Source organism: Vibrio antiquarius (assembly GCF_000024825.1).
Taxonomy (GTDB): Bacteria; Pseudomonadota; Gammaproteobacteria; order Enterobacterales; family Vibrionaceae; genus Vibrio; species Vibrio diabolicus.
This window is the reverse complement of record NC_013457.1, coordinates 1,722,216-1,737,282: the sequence shown is the minus strand read 5'-3', so window position 1 is coordinate 1,737,282 and position 15,067 is coordinate 1,722,216. Positions and strand designations below refer to the sequence as shown.

Here is a 15,067-nt window from a genome sequence, read left to right as displayed (position 1 = left end):
GATAGAGGTGCCATCAGTGAAAGCACCTCTTGAAGACTTAACTGAAGTTCTCACTCAACCAGTTCGCGATCACGCCAGAGAACTGAATAAACTTAGGATCGTCGTCCAACATCCACTCAGTGTGACCACCTTCAGGCAGTAAGAATAGAGATTTCGGTCCAGGGTATTTCGCGTACAGCGACTTTGCTTCGGTCACTGGGTGAAGGTCGTTTTCTGCACCGTGCGCAATCAAGATTGGCGCGTCTGCAAATCGCTCGTCCAGTAGAGCTTCCGGTTTGAAATTGATGAGAGAATCCGCAAAATCCAGATCAGATGTCACGCCGTAGCCCGGCGCTTTGACCAGTTCAGTGAATACATATTCGCGGCTTACTGGATCAAGCGGGTAGATTTCAAATGGATCAATCCCCTGCTTTTCTCCACCAAGAGCAAGACGTGTACGCTCTTCTAACATAAATTGACGGAACGCTTTCCAGCCGTGCTCGCCACGTTGAGCAACCTGAACACGTACCGCATCATAAAAGCCGTTCATGGAGATAAGGCCATCAATCGCATCTTGGCAAACTCGGTAAGCATCAAGAATTAATCCCCCCGCCATGCCCCAGCCAGCCAGTACGACTTTGCGGCCTTCCTCGTCAGCGCGCTGTTTCACAACCGCAACCGCGTTCGCGATGTCGCGTACTTGTTCATCCAAAATAACTCGCTCACGAATGCCCTCAGATTCGCCAAAGCCACGGTAGTCAAATCCGAATACCGTAAAGCCCTTCGCAGTTAAGGCTCTCGCGTAACGCTCTGGGTGAATATTTTTTTGCCCAGTAAAGCCTGAGCAGACAATAACGATCGGTAAGTCTGGGTTGTTAACGTTCTCGTCAGTAAAGAAAGCGCCATCAAGGCGTAGACCATCACTAATTACTGGGGCTTTTTGTTCAATCATAATTATCTCGTCCAAATGAATGTGTATGCTCGACAAAGAAGTCCTTGTCTTAAGTCACATCATGTTCGAATTTTGATAGCAATAATTTAACAATTGCGACATTCTTATCCAGAAATACGACATAGATGAACTGCCCACTTGGTGACCACAGAGAATGAAAACGACACACACGTATCGCATTGGTTTTTTCCTTATTCCTGATTTTTCGATGCTCTCTTTTTCGGCGGTTATCGAACCTCTTCGAATGGCCAACCGCCTCGCTGGTTGCGATTTGTATCAGTGGGATATTTATGGATTCGAAGATAAAGAAGTATCGGCCAGTAATGGCGTTTCATTCTCGCCAACACAGTCAGTCAACAACATTGCCCATTTAGACTTGCTGCTGGTTGTGGCAGGTATTGGCGCCCATGTTGCTGCTGCGAGTGGCTCGGTGAATCAGTGGTTAAAGCAAGCGCTTCGTCAAGGTATCGCCGTGGGCTCGACTTCGACAGGCAGCGTGTTGTTAGCAAAAGCTGGCCTGTTAAAAAACAAAACGTGTACCGTGCATTGGGAGTCCGCCAATAGTCTGGCAGAGGAGTTTCCAAACATTAACGTGACCAGCGAGTTGTACGAATTCGACCCACGCACACCAACTTGTTCGGGCGGCCTAGCCGGTTTGGATATGATGCTTCATTTAATTACAAACCAACATGGGAGTGACTTGGCGAATCAAGTGGCTGAGCAATGCATTCACCCTGCGATTCGACCAGCGCATGATAATCAGCGTATGTCGTTAATCCGTAAACATAACATCCGCCACCCGCGCCTGCTCGACGCTGTAGAGATCATGGAAGCCAACATGGAAGAGCCGCTAAAATGCTATGAAATTGGCGAACAAGTAGGATTATCGGTCAGGCAGATGGAAAGATTATTTTTGCAATACTTGCAAGACAAACCAGGTAATTACTACCTTCAATTGCGCTTAGAACGCGCTCAACATTTGTTGTTGCAAACCATGCTGTCCATTACTCAAATCAGCACCGCTTGTGGGTTCAGTTCTACATCGTATTTTGCGCGCTGCTACAAAAAACGTTATGAAAAAACGCCGCGTGAAGAGCGACGTTTAGCTTAAGATTGAGTAAGAGAAAAGAAGTTCGATCTCATAGTGACTTGCTAGGCGACGTGTCAGATGGCTTATCAGACAAAGTGCCTTGGTAAAGCAATGATAGCCAAGCAAGTACCCGCTCTTTACTGGCTTTATCAAGTTGCAAACAGCCCTCTTCTATCGCTGACACGCGCGAAGCGGGTAGTTCTTTCTCTGCCAAAGTACGAAACTTACCTCGCATCTCGTCTCGACTGAGCGGATTTTCAGGATTACCTCGCGCAATACAGGGAGGCGAAGTCAGTTTGTCGCCATTTTTCAACGTCACCACGACATGCGCCCAGCGTTCGGCTGGAAACTTATCATTGTAAACGGGCTCTTCAATTAACCTCATCCGCTCCGTAAGTGCCAAGCGAGCAGGATCTTTCAGTCCTTTGGTGACGGCTTCTACCGTAACCGTATTATCAATAACCGCACTCGCGACTGAAAATGGCAAACTGTACTGAGCCTGCTCGGTTGTCTCTGGGCGCTTGGTATGCAGGCACACCGCCTGATGAAAGCTGTGAACTTCGATAAGTTCAATCTCATCAGGTTCTAGTTTATTTTCTTGTTGCAGCGCTCTCACTGCTTCAACCGCGGGTTGAGCCCAACGACAAACCGGATACGGTTTAAAGTATTGCTCCAGGATATACCAGCGCTGCCCTAAATCTGCCCACAAAGCGTGAGTTTGTTGGTCCAGCAGAGTCACGGCTGGCGCACCAGTAAAGCCCTCTTCTGCTAGCTCTGCACTGGCAAAGCCCGCCATCGCTCCCCAGCCAGAGCCGTCTTTGAGCATGGTTGGATGTTCAATACAACGCATCATTTGGCTGCGTGGACCATAAAACTCAGCAATGCCGAGCGCATGCCCTGTTTGTGCCTCCGTTAATTCTTTTCTTCTTGCAGATACTGCGGCGACGCCCAGCGCATTCCAAGCACCAGAAGTATGGTAGTCACAAGCGGTTTGATGCAGCGCGATTCCGGCGCGAGTTGCTATTTCGTAGCCAATGACGAGGGACGTTAATAACTCTTCTCCCGTAACTGCTGACTCATGCATACTGGCGAGCAGCCCCGGCAAAACAGCAACGCCTACATGGCCTTTCGTCAGGACTTGGCCGTCGTGCGCGTCCATACTGTCAATCAACATGCCGCCATATAGAGTCGCCCCACAACCACTGGCCGTGTGATCAGAAAACAGCATCGGCGTATCGCCGGCAAACTGCTTCTGCGCGAGTTTGGCTACCATATTTTGCAGCTGCGTCGCTTTACCAGCTGCGGCGACACCTAACAAATCCAAGACGCAATATTTCGCTTGTTCAATAACGTCAGCAGGAAGCTGTTCAAAGGTTAATTCGTGAATAAATCGATGAATAGATTGCATCATCTACTGCTCCAGTTTTAGCGTTTTGCCTTCGACAATAGCGTTGTGATCAATGGTGTATTGCTGTCTCGCATGGTAGGCAGCTCGAATCTGGCTTTATCAATATCGTCCAATGACAAGGTCGCAGTTATCAAGGTTTCACCGTCTTCTGCCTGCGCCAAGAGCTCGCCCGTTGCAGACAAAATACAGCTTCCTCCCCAAAACCACGCTTCGCCCTCTGGCCCGTAACGATTGGCCATCAAAACTGGGGTTCCGTAGAGCACCGCATAGAATTTAACGTTAACTAACCAGTTGTCTTCATTGGAAAAGTCTTTACTGACAATACTGCTGGCCGAGTTGATCGGCGCGAGCAAGATTTCAGGCTTATCGAGTAGCGCACAATGAACCAAAGGTGGATTCCATAAATCGGCACAAATTAAAACCGAGCCTCGCCAATTATCATCAAGAGAAACGCTGGTGGTGGCATCTCCCGAATGAAACCACTTGCCCTCTTCAAGCCCACCATAGGTTGGTAAGTTGATTTTGCGATGCACAGCAACCACCGTACCACCGAGCAACCAAGCCATCGCGTTGTAGTATTCTCCCGGAGCAACCTGTTCCACAAAGCCGACAATCACGGACATGTGCGGCGCAAGTTGCGCAAGCTCTTTAAGCCGAGCATCATCACGCTTCATGGCGACTTCACGCACAGAAGATTGGAGCTGGTATCCGGTCAAGGAGAGTTCAGGAAACAGCAATAGCTGCGACCCCAAGGCCGCAGCTTGCTTTATGTAATCCTGATGAGTATTCAGATTGGCATTCACATCGCCTAACTGGGCGTTGATTTGGGCCACACTGACTTGCAGGATAGTCATGGTATTACCCCAAGTTATGCTCAGATAGGAACTGGCTTGCGACTTCTGAGATCGAACGTCGCTCCACATCAACTTGTTGATTCAAAGTCGACATCGTATCGCCATCGATCGCCGCAGAAAGCGCGTTCATTTGCTCGGCAAGCTCTGGGTTCGCATCTAGCGTTTCTTGGCGAACCACAGGAGTGATCGCGTAATCAGGGAAGAACTGTTTGTCATCCGTTAAAACGGTAAAACCAAATGCTTTGATACGACCATCTGTTGCGAATACGAGCGCAGCATCGACTTCTTTCCCTTTTAGCGCATCATAAGTTAACCCAGTATCCATGCGTTTCACTTGGTCTCGTGAAGCTTTGAATTTGTAGGTTTTCTGTAAAGGTCGGAAGCCATCTTTTCGTGCATAGAATTCCGCATTCAAAGCAATGGTCATTGGCGGGTCTTGGCGCATTTGCTCGGCGAAGTCGGATAAGGTTGAGATGCCACGTTGTTTCGCATCGTCACTGCGCATAGCGAGCGCGTAGGTGTTGTTCGCTTTTGAAGTGTTAAGCCAAACTAGGCCTTTCTTGGCATCGAGTTCCTTAACGCGTTGATACACTTGCTCTGCTGGGAGCTTGTCTTTGACTTTGTTGTAAATGATCAGTGATGTGCCCGTGTATTCCCAATAAAGATCAATCTGGCCGTTTTCTTGCGCTTTACGCAAAACCGCACTGCCCATGCCCGAACGCTTATCAACGTCGTAGCCTTTTTTGGTTAAATATTGAGACGTGATCTCCGTTAAAAGCTGTTGTTCTGTAAAGTTTTTACCACCTACGACGATTTCCGCGGATGCGTGAAAACTTGAAAGCAGTACACCAACGGCCAGCAAGCGGCGAGTAATTTGCTTTAACATGTTTGACTCCTGTCTGTGTTCAATTTTTAGGATTGTTATTGTCTAGCTCTAATAGGGTTACAGCCTTTAGGTACAGTGACATAGGAAACGGCTCCTACCACACTGTCGATGGCGATAGCCAACATCGCTGTAGGAATAGCGCCTGCCAGCATCATGATAGGTTCATCCAGATCAATACCGGTAAAAATGAGCTCCCCTAACCCACCGCCACCAATTAAGAAGGCCAGTGGAACGGTGCCCACGTTGACAGCTAACGCCGTGCGGATACCGGCAAAAATGACGAACAGCGCATTAGGAATTTCAACCTGAAACAACATTTGTAACTCGGTCATACCAATGCCTGACGCCGCTTCTTTTAAATGAGCGGGCACTTCTTTCAGCCCGATGTAGGTGTTTCTGACAATCGGCAACAACGAGGCAATCGTCAGTCCAAATACCGCAGGCACGGTGCCAATGCCAAGAAAGCTCATTGCCAGCGCGAGAATGGCTAAAGTAGGAATCGTGGTCCCCACATTCAAAACCTGCATCGCCGATTCTGCGACTTTCTGAAAACGGGGACGGCTGAGCAATACGCCGACGGGAATCGCGATTAGGATCGCCAATCCACCAGACAGCAGCACCAGTTCAATGTGCTGAACCGTCAAATAAACAATGTCTTCTTGGTAGTAAAGAAAATCATCGATCGTACCCGCGCCTTGTAAATAAATACCCAACGCAAAGACACACGCCAATAAAACGAAATAGTAGGTTTGTTTTAGCTGATTGGTCACGATGCCTCCTTAGCCTGATGCAATGGCTGTGGCTGGCTAGGAGAGGTATCGCGCTGATAAGTTGCACCGAGATAATGGGTAATGCCGCGCTGTGTGACTTCGCCCACTAAGCGGCCATTCTCGTCAACACACGGCATCCAAACAATGTCGTGCGTGAACATCTTCGACGCGACTTTACGCAGATCATCCGTGGTTCGGGCGATTGTTTTCAGGCCGACATAATGTTCACCGCAGTACCCCTTCATATTGATTGCGGTAGCTTTTGGCACATAACCGATAGGTTGGTGTTGGTCATTCACTAATATCACGGCGTCGCGATACCCATACGCGTCAATTTTGGTTAGAGCGTCGGCAAGCGTATCGTTAGGTTTCACGTACGCAAAAGTGGTCTGCATGACGGATTCAGCCGTCACTAAGCGAAGACGTTTAAGTGCGCGATCATCTCCGACAAAGTTTTTCACGAAACCATCTTTCGGGTGTGCGAGCAAATCGTCAGGCGTATCGTACTGAACCAGGTGACCATCACGGAAAATCGCGATTCTATCGGCCATTTTGACCGCTTCATCAATGTCATGACTGACAAACATGATGGTCTTATTGAGCTCTTGCTGCATTTTAAGGAACTCATCCTGGATTACTTCACGGTTGATCGGGTCAATCGCGCCAAAAGGTTCATCCATCAGCATAACGGGAGGATCCGCAGCTAGCGCTCGGGCAACACCAATTCGTTGCTGCTGTCCGCCAGACAACTCATTTGGATAACGATTAAGGAAGACACTAGGATCAAGAGCCACCATCTCCAATAGCTCTTTTGCACGCGTCATGTACCTTGCCTTATCCCATCCTAATAACTTGGGAACCACCGCGATGTTTTCGCCGATCGTCATGTTGGGAAATAAGCCAATTTGCTGAATAACATAGCCAATGTTGCGGCGCAGAGTGACCGTATCCATCCCAGAAGTATCTTCACCACCAAGGTAGATCTTGCCCGATGTCGCGGGAATAATTCGGTTGACCATTTTCAGCGTGGTGGTTTTGCCACAACCGGATGGGCCAAGTAACACACATATTTCACCACTGGGAACTTCCATCTCAATGTGATCTGCGGCAGTCACCGGGCCATTAGGCGTTTCAAAAATTTTGGTTAGCTTGTCAATTTTGATCATTTGAATGTCCCTATTATTTGTCCTTTATCAAGCAGCGGTTAGTCCCGGTGGCGTTAATCTTTTTTGTAGTCGAATCAATCCGTAATCCGCGATGATAGCCAGAAGGCTGACGGCGATGGCACCAACGATCAGTTGTCGAGGATCACTTTGCGATATGCCACGGCTGATAAACACGCCCAACCCTCCTGCTCCGATATACGCGGCGATCGCCATAACGCCAATATTCATTACTACTGCCGTTCTCACACCCGCCATAATCACCGGAATCGCCAATGGAATTTCCACCATTTTCAAACGCTGAAAAGGCGTCATCCCGATGCCGCGAGCAGCCTCTCGGAGTGACGGTTCTACGTTGTGAATGGCGGTATAAGTGTTGCGAATAATAGGCAGCTGAGAATAAAGCAGTACGGTAATCACGGCGGGCACGTAGCCAATCCCATGACCAATGGTCGATAAGAGAGGAATCATCAAACCAAACAGTGCGATTGAAGGAATGGTGATAATGATGGACGCTACGTAAAGCACCACTTTCGCAACGCGCTCATTTTGTGTGATAAGAATGCCGATAGGTACGCCAGTTAGGATGGCAAGCCCAACAGCCAGAGCGACCAAAGAGATGTGCTCCATGGTAAGCGTACCTAGCAGCGCTAAGTTATCTATGGTGAAATTTAGTAAGTCCAAGTAGGTCTCCCCCAACTGTGATTCGCAACCAAGTTAACAGGAGATTAAATTACGCTACTTTTTATTAACAGTATTGTAAAATAGCGACACGTTAAGATAGAAATACGAAATATTAAGGAGGGAAATAATTGGCTTTCTCATCACCAAAAAAAGCGCTTTATTGGCGATGAGCAGCAGTAGTAAACAAGTTGATTATATCGGAACTGAAAAAAGCCATTGATAGCATGAAGAACCAACTACAATGAGCGGTTAAATTGCTCCACAGCCTCTACGACACGGCTAGCGCCATCTTGTATTTCGTTCATCACATTCCCCGCTTTTTCTGAAAGTTCTAGCGTATCTAGTGCTTCTTTTTGACATTTGGCGATCAGTTGGACAGCATTATCGGTTCGCTCTAAGTTTTCAGTTACCATTGTGACAATTTCATCAGTGGTCGCATTGGTTCTTGTGGCAAGCTGTCTCACCTCGTCAGCCACCACGGCAAAGCCTCTACCATGCTCACCCGCGCGAGCTGCTTCTATCGCCGCATTTAACGCTAGTAAGTTAGTTTGGTCTGCAATACCACTGATGCTATTAACCAGTTCACTAATGCGTGATGAGTGCGCTTTGAGCTCGTCAATGGCCGTATTCGCTTGCTGCATCTGGTCAGACAGTGTTTGCACCTTTTCTAGCGTCGAACCTATCACTTGCTGACCTTGCAGTGTTTGTGTTCCGGTCTCTTGAGAAACTTCATTAGCCAATTGCGCAGCCTGAGCCATTTGCTGCTCTTGCATCACCTGCTGGGTGATGTCGGTCGCGAACTTGACGACCTTGTAGAGCTCTCCTCTATCGTTATGGATAGGATTATAGGAGGCTTCTAACCATACCTCTTCACCGTAACGGTTAACTCGCTTAAATCGGTCTGAAGCAAACTGTCCTTTTGCCAAACGTTGCCAGAACTCGCGATAAGCTTCAGAACCAGCCTCTTCCTGATCGCAGAACATACGATGATGCTTACCTTTAATTTGATCCAGTGTATAACCCATCGTACTAAGGAAATTATCATTGGCCTTTAATACATTACCATCTAACGTGAACTCAATAACCGCCATAGAACGGCTCAACGCATTCAGCATGTCCTCTTGCTCACGCGATGCTTTGATCGTTCGCGTAAGCTCAGAAGCAAACACAAAAAAGCTTTCGACTTCTTGATGTTCGTTTAAAACAGGCTGGATAACCGTTCGTAACCACGCTTCTTCGCCGTTGCCTTTAAGTACTTGCATCGCGCCATTCCAAAAGACTTTTTCCTGAACGGCTCTCTTCATTCGATGAAAGTGATCTGTATTGCGCGAATTTGACGGTACCAACTCGGTAATCGGTTTCGCTAAAATATCCGCATCAGCGAAAAAGAGTTGTTGGTGAAGTTTTGTATTTACAGAGGTAATGCAGCCTTTCTTATCCAGCGTTAAGCGAAGCATTTCTTCATCTAAACTGTGTTGGATTTGCTGCAAGCGTTGCAGATCCTGCTTTAATCGTTGGTTTTCTTGCTGAAGCGACTTATTAAAAAACATAACTTTCTCTCATTTGACTAATTTTCGAACTAGTCAACGGTTTATTATTTATATGCCCAATAGCCTGCAAAGATACGATTTCGTTTGATCGTTCTTCAAACGCAATTCCTGTCTCCGAGCTGAGACACCTACATGACATAAGGCTATTTTTCTTTGGTATGACTTAAGCGCAGTATACTGAAATTTCTTCACCGCCCAAGTTGTTTATATATTTATCAATATTAAGGCAATTGGCAGCTATTAGAGATCCGTATTAATGCGGATAGTTGTATGGAGAAAGGATGTATTTGGATCAAAAAAATCCCTTTCCATAAAGGAAAGGGCTTTGACTTAGTTCCCAAAATTTTTGCCGTTTTACAGCAGTTCCACCGACTGTTGAGCGATTACCCACTCTTCATTGGTAGGAATAACTAGTGCTTTCGCACCGAGCAACTCAGATGTTGCAATAACACCTGCGTTGCCAAATCTTGCATCTTCGTTGCCTTTCTCATCTTCAACAAAACCTAGCAGTTTTAGGTTTTTCAAGATTTCACGACGAATTGGTAGTGAGTTTTCACCAATACCACCAGTGAAGATGATGCCGTCTAATGAATCCAGAGCAGCTAGGTAAGAAGTAATGTATTTCGCAACACGGTAAGTGAAGATTTCAAATGCCAACTTCGCACGTGAGTTACCCGCTTCCATGGCTTCTAGTACACCACGTGCGTCACTTGTTACACCGGATACACCTAAGAAGCCTGACTTCTTGTTCATCATCTCGAACACTTCGTCTTTTTCCCAACCTTTACGGAAAAGGAACTCGATAACACTTGGGTCGAGGTCACCACAACGAGTGCCCATCATTAGGCCAGCTAGCGGCGTCAAACCCATACTTGTATCAACACATTCGCCATTTTTAACCGCACTCACTGATGCACCATTACCTAAGTGCACGGTGATAAAGCTGCTTTCTTCAACCGGCTTATCTAGCATTTTCGCTGCTTCACGGCTTACGTAGTAGTGGCTTGTGCCGTGAGCACCGTAACGACGCACTTTATGCTCTTCGTAAAGCTCGTAAGGAAGCGCGTACATAAACGCTTTGGCAGGCATTGTTTGGTGGAAAGCAGTATCAAACACAGCGAATTGAGGCAGTGAAGGGAATGCTGCCATTGCTGCTCGCATGCCTTCTGCATTCGCTTTGTTATGAAGTGGCGCTAGCTCAGCAAGACGCTCAACTTCTTGAATAACTTTTTCATCGACTTTTACTGTGCCTTTAAAGGTTTCGCCACCAGCAACAATGCGGTGACCTACAGCTACAAATTTTGAGCTCAAACCCAAAGTCTCGAGTAGTTTTACCACTCGCTCAACAGCGTACTGATGATGGTTACCGCCAGCAGGAATTGCTTCAACGGTTTTTTCTCCCTGATATTTCCAACTGATTTCAGCTTCAGGTAGGCCAAAACACTCACCAATACCTGATACCAAAGCTTCACCGGTTTCAGAATCAATAACAGCAAATTTTAATGAAGAGCTACCAGAGTTGATCACCAGTACAAACGAATTAGACATGAAATAGTTATCCTGTTGTAGAGCAGAGGTTGTAATAGCGCTTGTGCGCTGCGTACTTCTTGTTTGCCCCTCTATTATTCAATAATTTTTTAATCTTTCAACAATCTTTTAGTAAAAGCGATTTGATTGAACAAATTTTGTTGATCTGTAGCAAGTTTTGATTTTATTTGAAGACTAAAAAATATGACTTGTTAAACATAATTTATGAATAGGTCAATTTGTACAAATTCAGAGATATGAGCTACGTTGTTTATTGGGTGAACAAAAATAATAAACCAATCAATAAATCGGGGTAATAATGTGCCCACTATTGCATTTCTATTAGTGATCTTAGGTTTGATTTTGCTCTGCTGGGGATGGCAGATGACAAAAAACATCTGCTCGAGAACTGACGTACCCGGGTGGACTTTCCTATTGTTGTTAATCAGCTGTTTCATTTTTGCGTATGCCGCTTTTTTACACGCTATAATGCAAAAACCTATCGCTTCCCTCTTGGAAACCGGAGTTTCTCTCATTTTATTCGGTGGCAGCATTTTTGTGGTGCTGGTTATCAAATGGAGCAACGACTCCATACTAGAACTTCATACCGTTGCTGAAAAAGAGAAACGTAATGCCGTTCACGACGCACTTACTGGACTCCCTAACCGTAAATACTGCTTTGAGTTAATCGAAGATAGAATACAGTCTGGAGACCCTTTCTCAGTGATCCTTTTCGATGTCGTTAACTTTAAACAAGTCAACGATGCTATGGGACACTTTTGTGGAGACCAACTGCTGATTCAAATTGGGCAACGTCTCCAAGAGAAACTTAAAGGCAGTGACAAAATTTTCCGCGTTGGTGGCGATGAATTTGTCATCCTCACCTCGTCAGCATGCGAGGAAACAGGCAAAAGTCTCATCGAAGAGTTAGATTCGGCACTGTCTAATCGCTTCCATTTAGATGAGTTTCAAGTCTCTTCCCGCGTTGTTTTCGGTGTCAGTACCTACCCTTATGACGCTCTGTCCAATGATCTATTGATAAAGCACGCGGACATTGCCATGTATCACGCCAAACGAAATGGCAATCTCTTTGCATTTTATAATGAGGACATGAACGTCGGGGCCAAATACCAGCTCGAAATCTCTTCTCGTATTCAATGTGCGCTGGAAAAAGAGGAGTTCCAGCTATACTACCAACCGTTGATTGACGCACATACTAACTTAGCTGTCGGCTTTGAAGCCGTGATCCGTTGGCATGATGAAAATGGTAAAACGATTTCGCCTAACGACTTCATCCCCATCGCGGAGCGAAGTAATCAAGTGCACAACATCACCATGTGGGTCCTAAACCAAGTTGAAAAAGATCTCCAGACCTTTATAGAAAAAGACATCAAGCTTCCTGTCCACGTTAACTTATCTGCAAAAGATCTCTCGTCTAATTTATTGTTCAACCGCTTGGAAACACTGCTCAAAGTAAACCCTCAATTTGCTGACCTTATAAGCTTAGAGATTACTGAAACGATGGCGATTGATAGAGTTGTTGAGCTCAACCCCCTAATTCACCAAATCAAAGGCTTGGGTATTAAGATCAGCTTGGACGACTTTGGCACCGGGTATTCATCTCTGTCGCTTTTGAGAGATCTCCCAGTTGATCAAATTAAAATCGACCGATCATTTCTTTGTACCGCAAGCCGGACAGAGGGCACCCGCTCTATCGTTGAGAACACAATAGCGTTAGCGCATGGTCTAGGGTATTCAGTCGTCGCAGAAGGCGTTCAAGACATGGATACACTGCATTTTTTACGCAGTCGTGGCTGCGACATCATTCAGGGCTACTTGTTCTGCCCAGCCCTACCCTTAAACGAAGTAATAACCTGGGTAAATGAGCACGATGAAAAACAAAGCCGTATTCGACGCGCATAAAAAAGCCGAGCATTTCGCTCGGCTTTCAATTCTTACGGCAATTTAATCAATTGCTCTAATCACTGATTCGTGATTATGCTTCTTGAGTGCGACGACCACGGCCGTGACCACGCTCACCACGGTGGTTACCACGGTGATCACCACCACGGTTACGATCGAAGCGACGTTCGCCACCTTCACGGTTACCATCGCGGTTGCCGTCACGGTTACCACGGAAGCCACCTTCGCGACGACCGCCTTCACGACGATCACCACCACGGTTGCCGCCTTCGCGGTTGCCACGGTAACCGCCGCCATCACGACGACCGCCATCGCGACGACCACCGTCACGGCGACCACCACGAGACTCTCGGAAGTCATCGAAGTCACATACTACAGCACCAACATCTTGTTGACGGATGCGTAGTTTGCTTAGCTTGCCCGCAGCTTCAGAAGTCATTGCTTTTGGTAACTGAACGAATGTGTGGCCTTGTGCTAGTTTGATCGCACCGATAGAGCCTTTACCTAGACCTAGTTCGTTCGCTAGAGCACCAACGATGTCTTTAACTTGAACACCTTGCTCGCGACCAACTTGAAGCTGGTAAGTATCCCAATCTTGGTTGTTGAAGTTACGACCGCCGTCACGACCACCTTCACGGCGCTCTTTGCGGCGTTGCTTATCACGCTCAATCGCTTCAACCATTGGATCTTCGCCAATGTAGAACAGAGGACGTTTACCTTGCTGGCGCTTAAGAAGCATAGCAGCAAGCGTTGCTGGGTCGATGTCTAGAGAAGTTTGTAGTTTCTCTACCAGCTCAGCAAATTTGTCTAGAGCTTTGTGCTCTTTCTCTGCTTCAAGCTCAGCGCCTAGTTTAGCTAGACGAGCTTCAGCAACTTGGTCACGTAGAGGAAGTTGAATTTCTTCCATAGATGACTTAGTTACACGCTCGATAGTGCGAAGCATACGAATTTGGTTAGTGCGAACTAGAAGGATAGCTTTACCCTTACGTCCAGCACGGCCAGTACGACCGATACGGTGGATGTAAGACTCAACATCGAATGGGATGTCGTAGTTGAATACGTGCGTAATACGTGGAACATCAAGACCACGTGCCACAACGTCAGTTGCAACTAGGATGTCGATAACACCTTGTTTGATGTGATCAACAGTACGCTCACGTAGAGACTGAGGAATGTCACCGTGCAGAGCAGCCGCTTTAAAGCCACGTGCAGATAGCCAATCAGCTAGACGCTCAGTGTCTTGACGAGTACGTACGAAGACGATTGATGCATCAGTTTCTTCCGTTTCAAGAAGACGAGACATCGCTTCATCTTTCTCTACACCCTTCACTACCCAGAACTGCTGTTGAACTTTGTCTACAGTGTGGTTCTTACCAGCAACGTCAACCATTACAGGCTCACGTAGGAACCGCTCAACGATTTTCTTAAGCATCGGAGGCATTGTTGCAGAGAATAGAACGCGTTGAGCAGACTCTGGTGCATGTTCCATGATCGCAGTAACGTCATCAACGAAACCCATGTTTAGCATTTCGTCAGCTTCGTCTAGTACAAACGTGTTTACTTCATCTAGGTGTAGACGTTCACGGTTGATAAGGTCTTGTACACGACCTGGAGTACCAACAATAACTTGTGCACCGCTCTTAAGAGCACGCATCTGATCTACGATAGAAGCACCACCGTAAATCTCTAAAACTTTAAGACCCTTGATGTTCTTACCAAGGTTTTTCATTTCAGCCGCAACCTGAATCGCTAACTCACGCGTTGGCGCAAGAACGATAGCTTGTGGTTTACGTTGGTTGAGATCGATCTTATTTAGAAGAGGCAGAGAGAACGCTGCCGTTTTACCTGTACCTGTTTGAGCTTTACCCAGCGCGTCAGCACCTTCCAACAGGTGTGGGATTGCCGCAGCCTGAATTGGAGTTGGTGACACGAAACCCATTCCGTCTAGAGCAGAAAGGATAGAATCATTCAGAGATAAATCGCTGAATTGAATAACAGAATCTTGCATTGGGATCCTACTTAATTAAACAAAAAAACAGTCCCATATGCTCTTCCAATTCGATACTGATTCATCCAGTTACTGATTCCATTCAGACAGGAACACAGCACAGTACACAACCGCGATAAGCCATTAGGGACGACTAAGGGACGCGGATTATTCCTTAAAAGCATAAAAAAAGCCAGAAAAAATTGAATTACATCACAATTTATTCTCAATAATGGCATTTTTAGCATATTTTTCCACCAGCCCCACCATTCCCCGTAGATTTGCGCAGCTCGC

Annotated in this window: 12 protein-coding genes; 2 read left to right on the top strand and 10 right to left on the bottom strand. The window is 46.6% G+C overall.

The window, feature by feature from the left end; all coding sequences use genetic code 11:
• Nucleotides 1-37: 37 nt before the first annotated feature.
• Entirely contained in the window at nucleotides 38-931 is an 894-nt protein-coding gene (locus tag VEA_RS22630; RefSeq protein WP_005375755.1) for an alpha/beta hydrolase, read from the bottom strand.
• A gap of 154 nt (nucleotides 932-1,085) precedes the next feature.
• Between VEA_RS22630 and VEA_RS22625 the strand changes: the two genes are divergently transcribed.
• On the top strand, nucleotides 1,086-2,042 hold the full coding sequence (locus tag VEA_RS22625) for a GlxA family transcriptional regulator (protein ID WP_006742430.1): 957 nt from the start codon (nucleotides 1,086-1,088) through the stop codon (nucleotides 2,040-2,042).
• A 28-nt stretch (nucleotides 2,043-2,070) separates the two neighbouring features.
• Here VEA_RS22625 and VEA_RS22620 read toward each other — a convergent pair whose 3' ends face one another.
• The 8 genes from VEA_RS22620 to VEA_RS22585 all read right to left on the bottom strand — a co-directional run bounded on the left by VEA_RS22620 (nucleotide 2,071) and on the right by VEA_RS22585 (nucleotide 10,884).
• Nucleotides 2,071-3,432, bottom strand: coding sequence for an MmgE/PrpD family protein (locus VEA_RS22620; RefSeq protein ID WP_006742429.1), 1,362 nt, complete (start codon nucleotides 3,430-3,432; stop codon nucleotides 2,071-2,073).
• A 14-nt stretch (nucleotides 3,433-3,446) separates the two neighbouring features.
• Nucleotides 3,447-4,283: a nitrilase-related carbon-nitrogen hydrolase gene (locus VEA_RS22615; protein WP_006742428.1), complete on the bottom strand. Its 837-nt coding sequence runs from the start codon at nucleotides 4,281-4,283 to the stop codon at nucleotides 3,447-3,449.
• A 4-nt stretch (nucleotides 4,284-4,287) separates the two neighbouring features.
• Nucleotides 4,288-5,169: a glycine betaine ABC transporter substrate-binding protein gene (locus tag VEA_RS22610; RefSeq protein WP_006742427.1), complete on the bottom strand. Its 882-nt coding sequence runs from the start codon at nucleotides 5,167-5,169 to the stop codon at nucleotides 4,288-4,290.
• 35 nt (nucleotides 5,170-5,204) lie between these two features.
• The gene (locus VEA_RS22605) at nucleotides 5,205-5,939 is read right to left on the bottom strand and encodes an ABC transporter permease (RefSeq protein WP_006742426.1); all 735 of its coding nucleotides are present in this window, start codon (nucleotides 5,937-5,939) and stop codon (nucleotides 5,205-5,207) included.
• Nucleotides 5,936-7,105, bottom strand: a complete 1,170-nt coding sequence (locus VEA_RS22600) for an ABC transporter ATP-binding protein (protein WP_006742425.1) — start codon at nucleotides 7,103-7,105, stop codon at nucleotides 5,936-5,938. Before VEA_RS22600 ends, VEA_RS22605 begins: the two co-directional genes overlap by 4 nt.
• A gap of 27 nt (nucleotides 7,106-7,132) precedes the next feature.
• A complete protein-coding gene (locus VEA_RS22595) occupies nucleotides 7,133-7,732 on the bottom strand; it encodes an ABC transporter permease (protein WP_012842483.1) in 600 nt (199 codons plus the stop codon).
• A gap of 290 nt (nucleotides 7,733-8,022) precedes the next feature.
• Complete coding sequence (locus VEA_RS22590; protein WP_006742423.1) at nucleotides 8,023-9,336, bottom strand: methyl-accepting chemotaxis protein; 1,314 nt, start codon at nucleotides 9,334-9,336, stop codon at nucleotides 8,023-8,025.
• Nucleotides 9,337-9,690: 354 nt separating this feature from the next.
• Nucleotides 9,691-10,884, bottom strand: coding sequence for an acetate/propionate family kinase (locus tag VEA_RS22585; protein ID WP_006742422.1), 1,194 nt, complete (start codon nucleotides 10,882-10,884; stop codon nucleotides 9,691-9,693).
• 363 nt (nucleotides 10,885-11,247) lie between these two features.
• On the opposite strand from VEA_RS22585, the gene VEA_RS22575 reads away from it, so the two are divergent.
• Complete coding sequence (locus VEA_RS22575; RefSeq protein ID WP_031780182.1) at nucleotides 11,248-12,786, top strand: putative bifunctional diguanylate cyclase/phosphodiesterase; 1,539 nt, start codon at nucleotides 11,248-11,250, stop codon at nucleotides 12,784-12,786.
• 73 nt (nucleotides 12,787-12,859) lie between these two features.
• Here VEA_RS22575 and VEA_RS22570 read toward each other — a convergent pair whose 3' ends face one another.
• Nucleotides 12,860-14,794, bottom strand: coding sequence for a DEAD/DEAH box helicase (locus tag VEA_RS22570; protein ID WP_012842482.1), 1,935 nt, complete (start codon nucleotides 14,792-14,794; stop codon nucleotides 12,860-12,862).
• Between the last annotated feature and the right edge of the window lie 273 nt (nucleotides 14,795-15,067).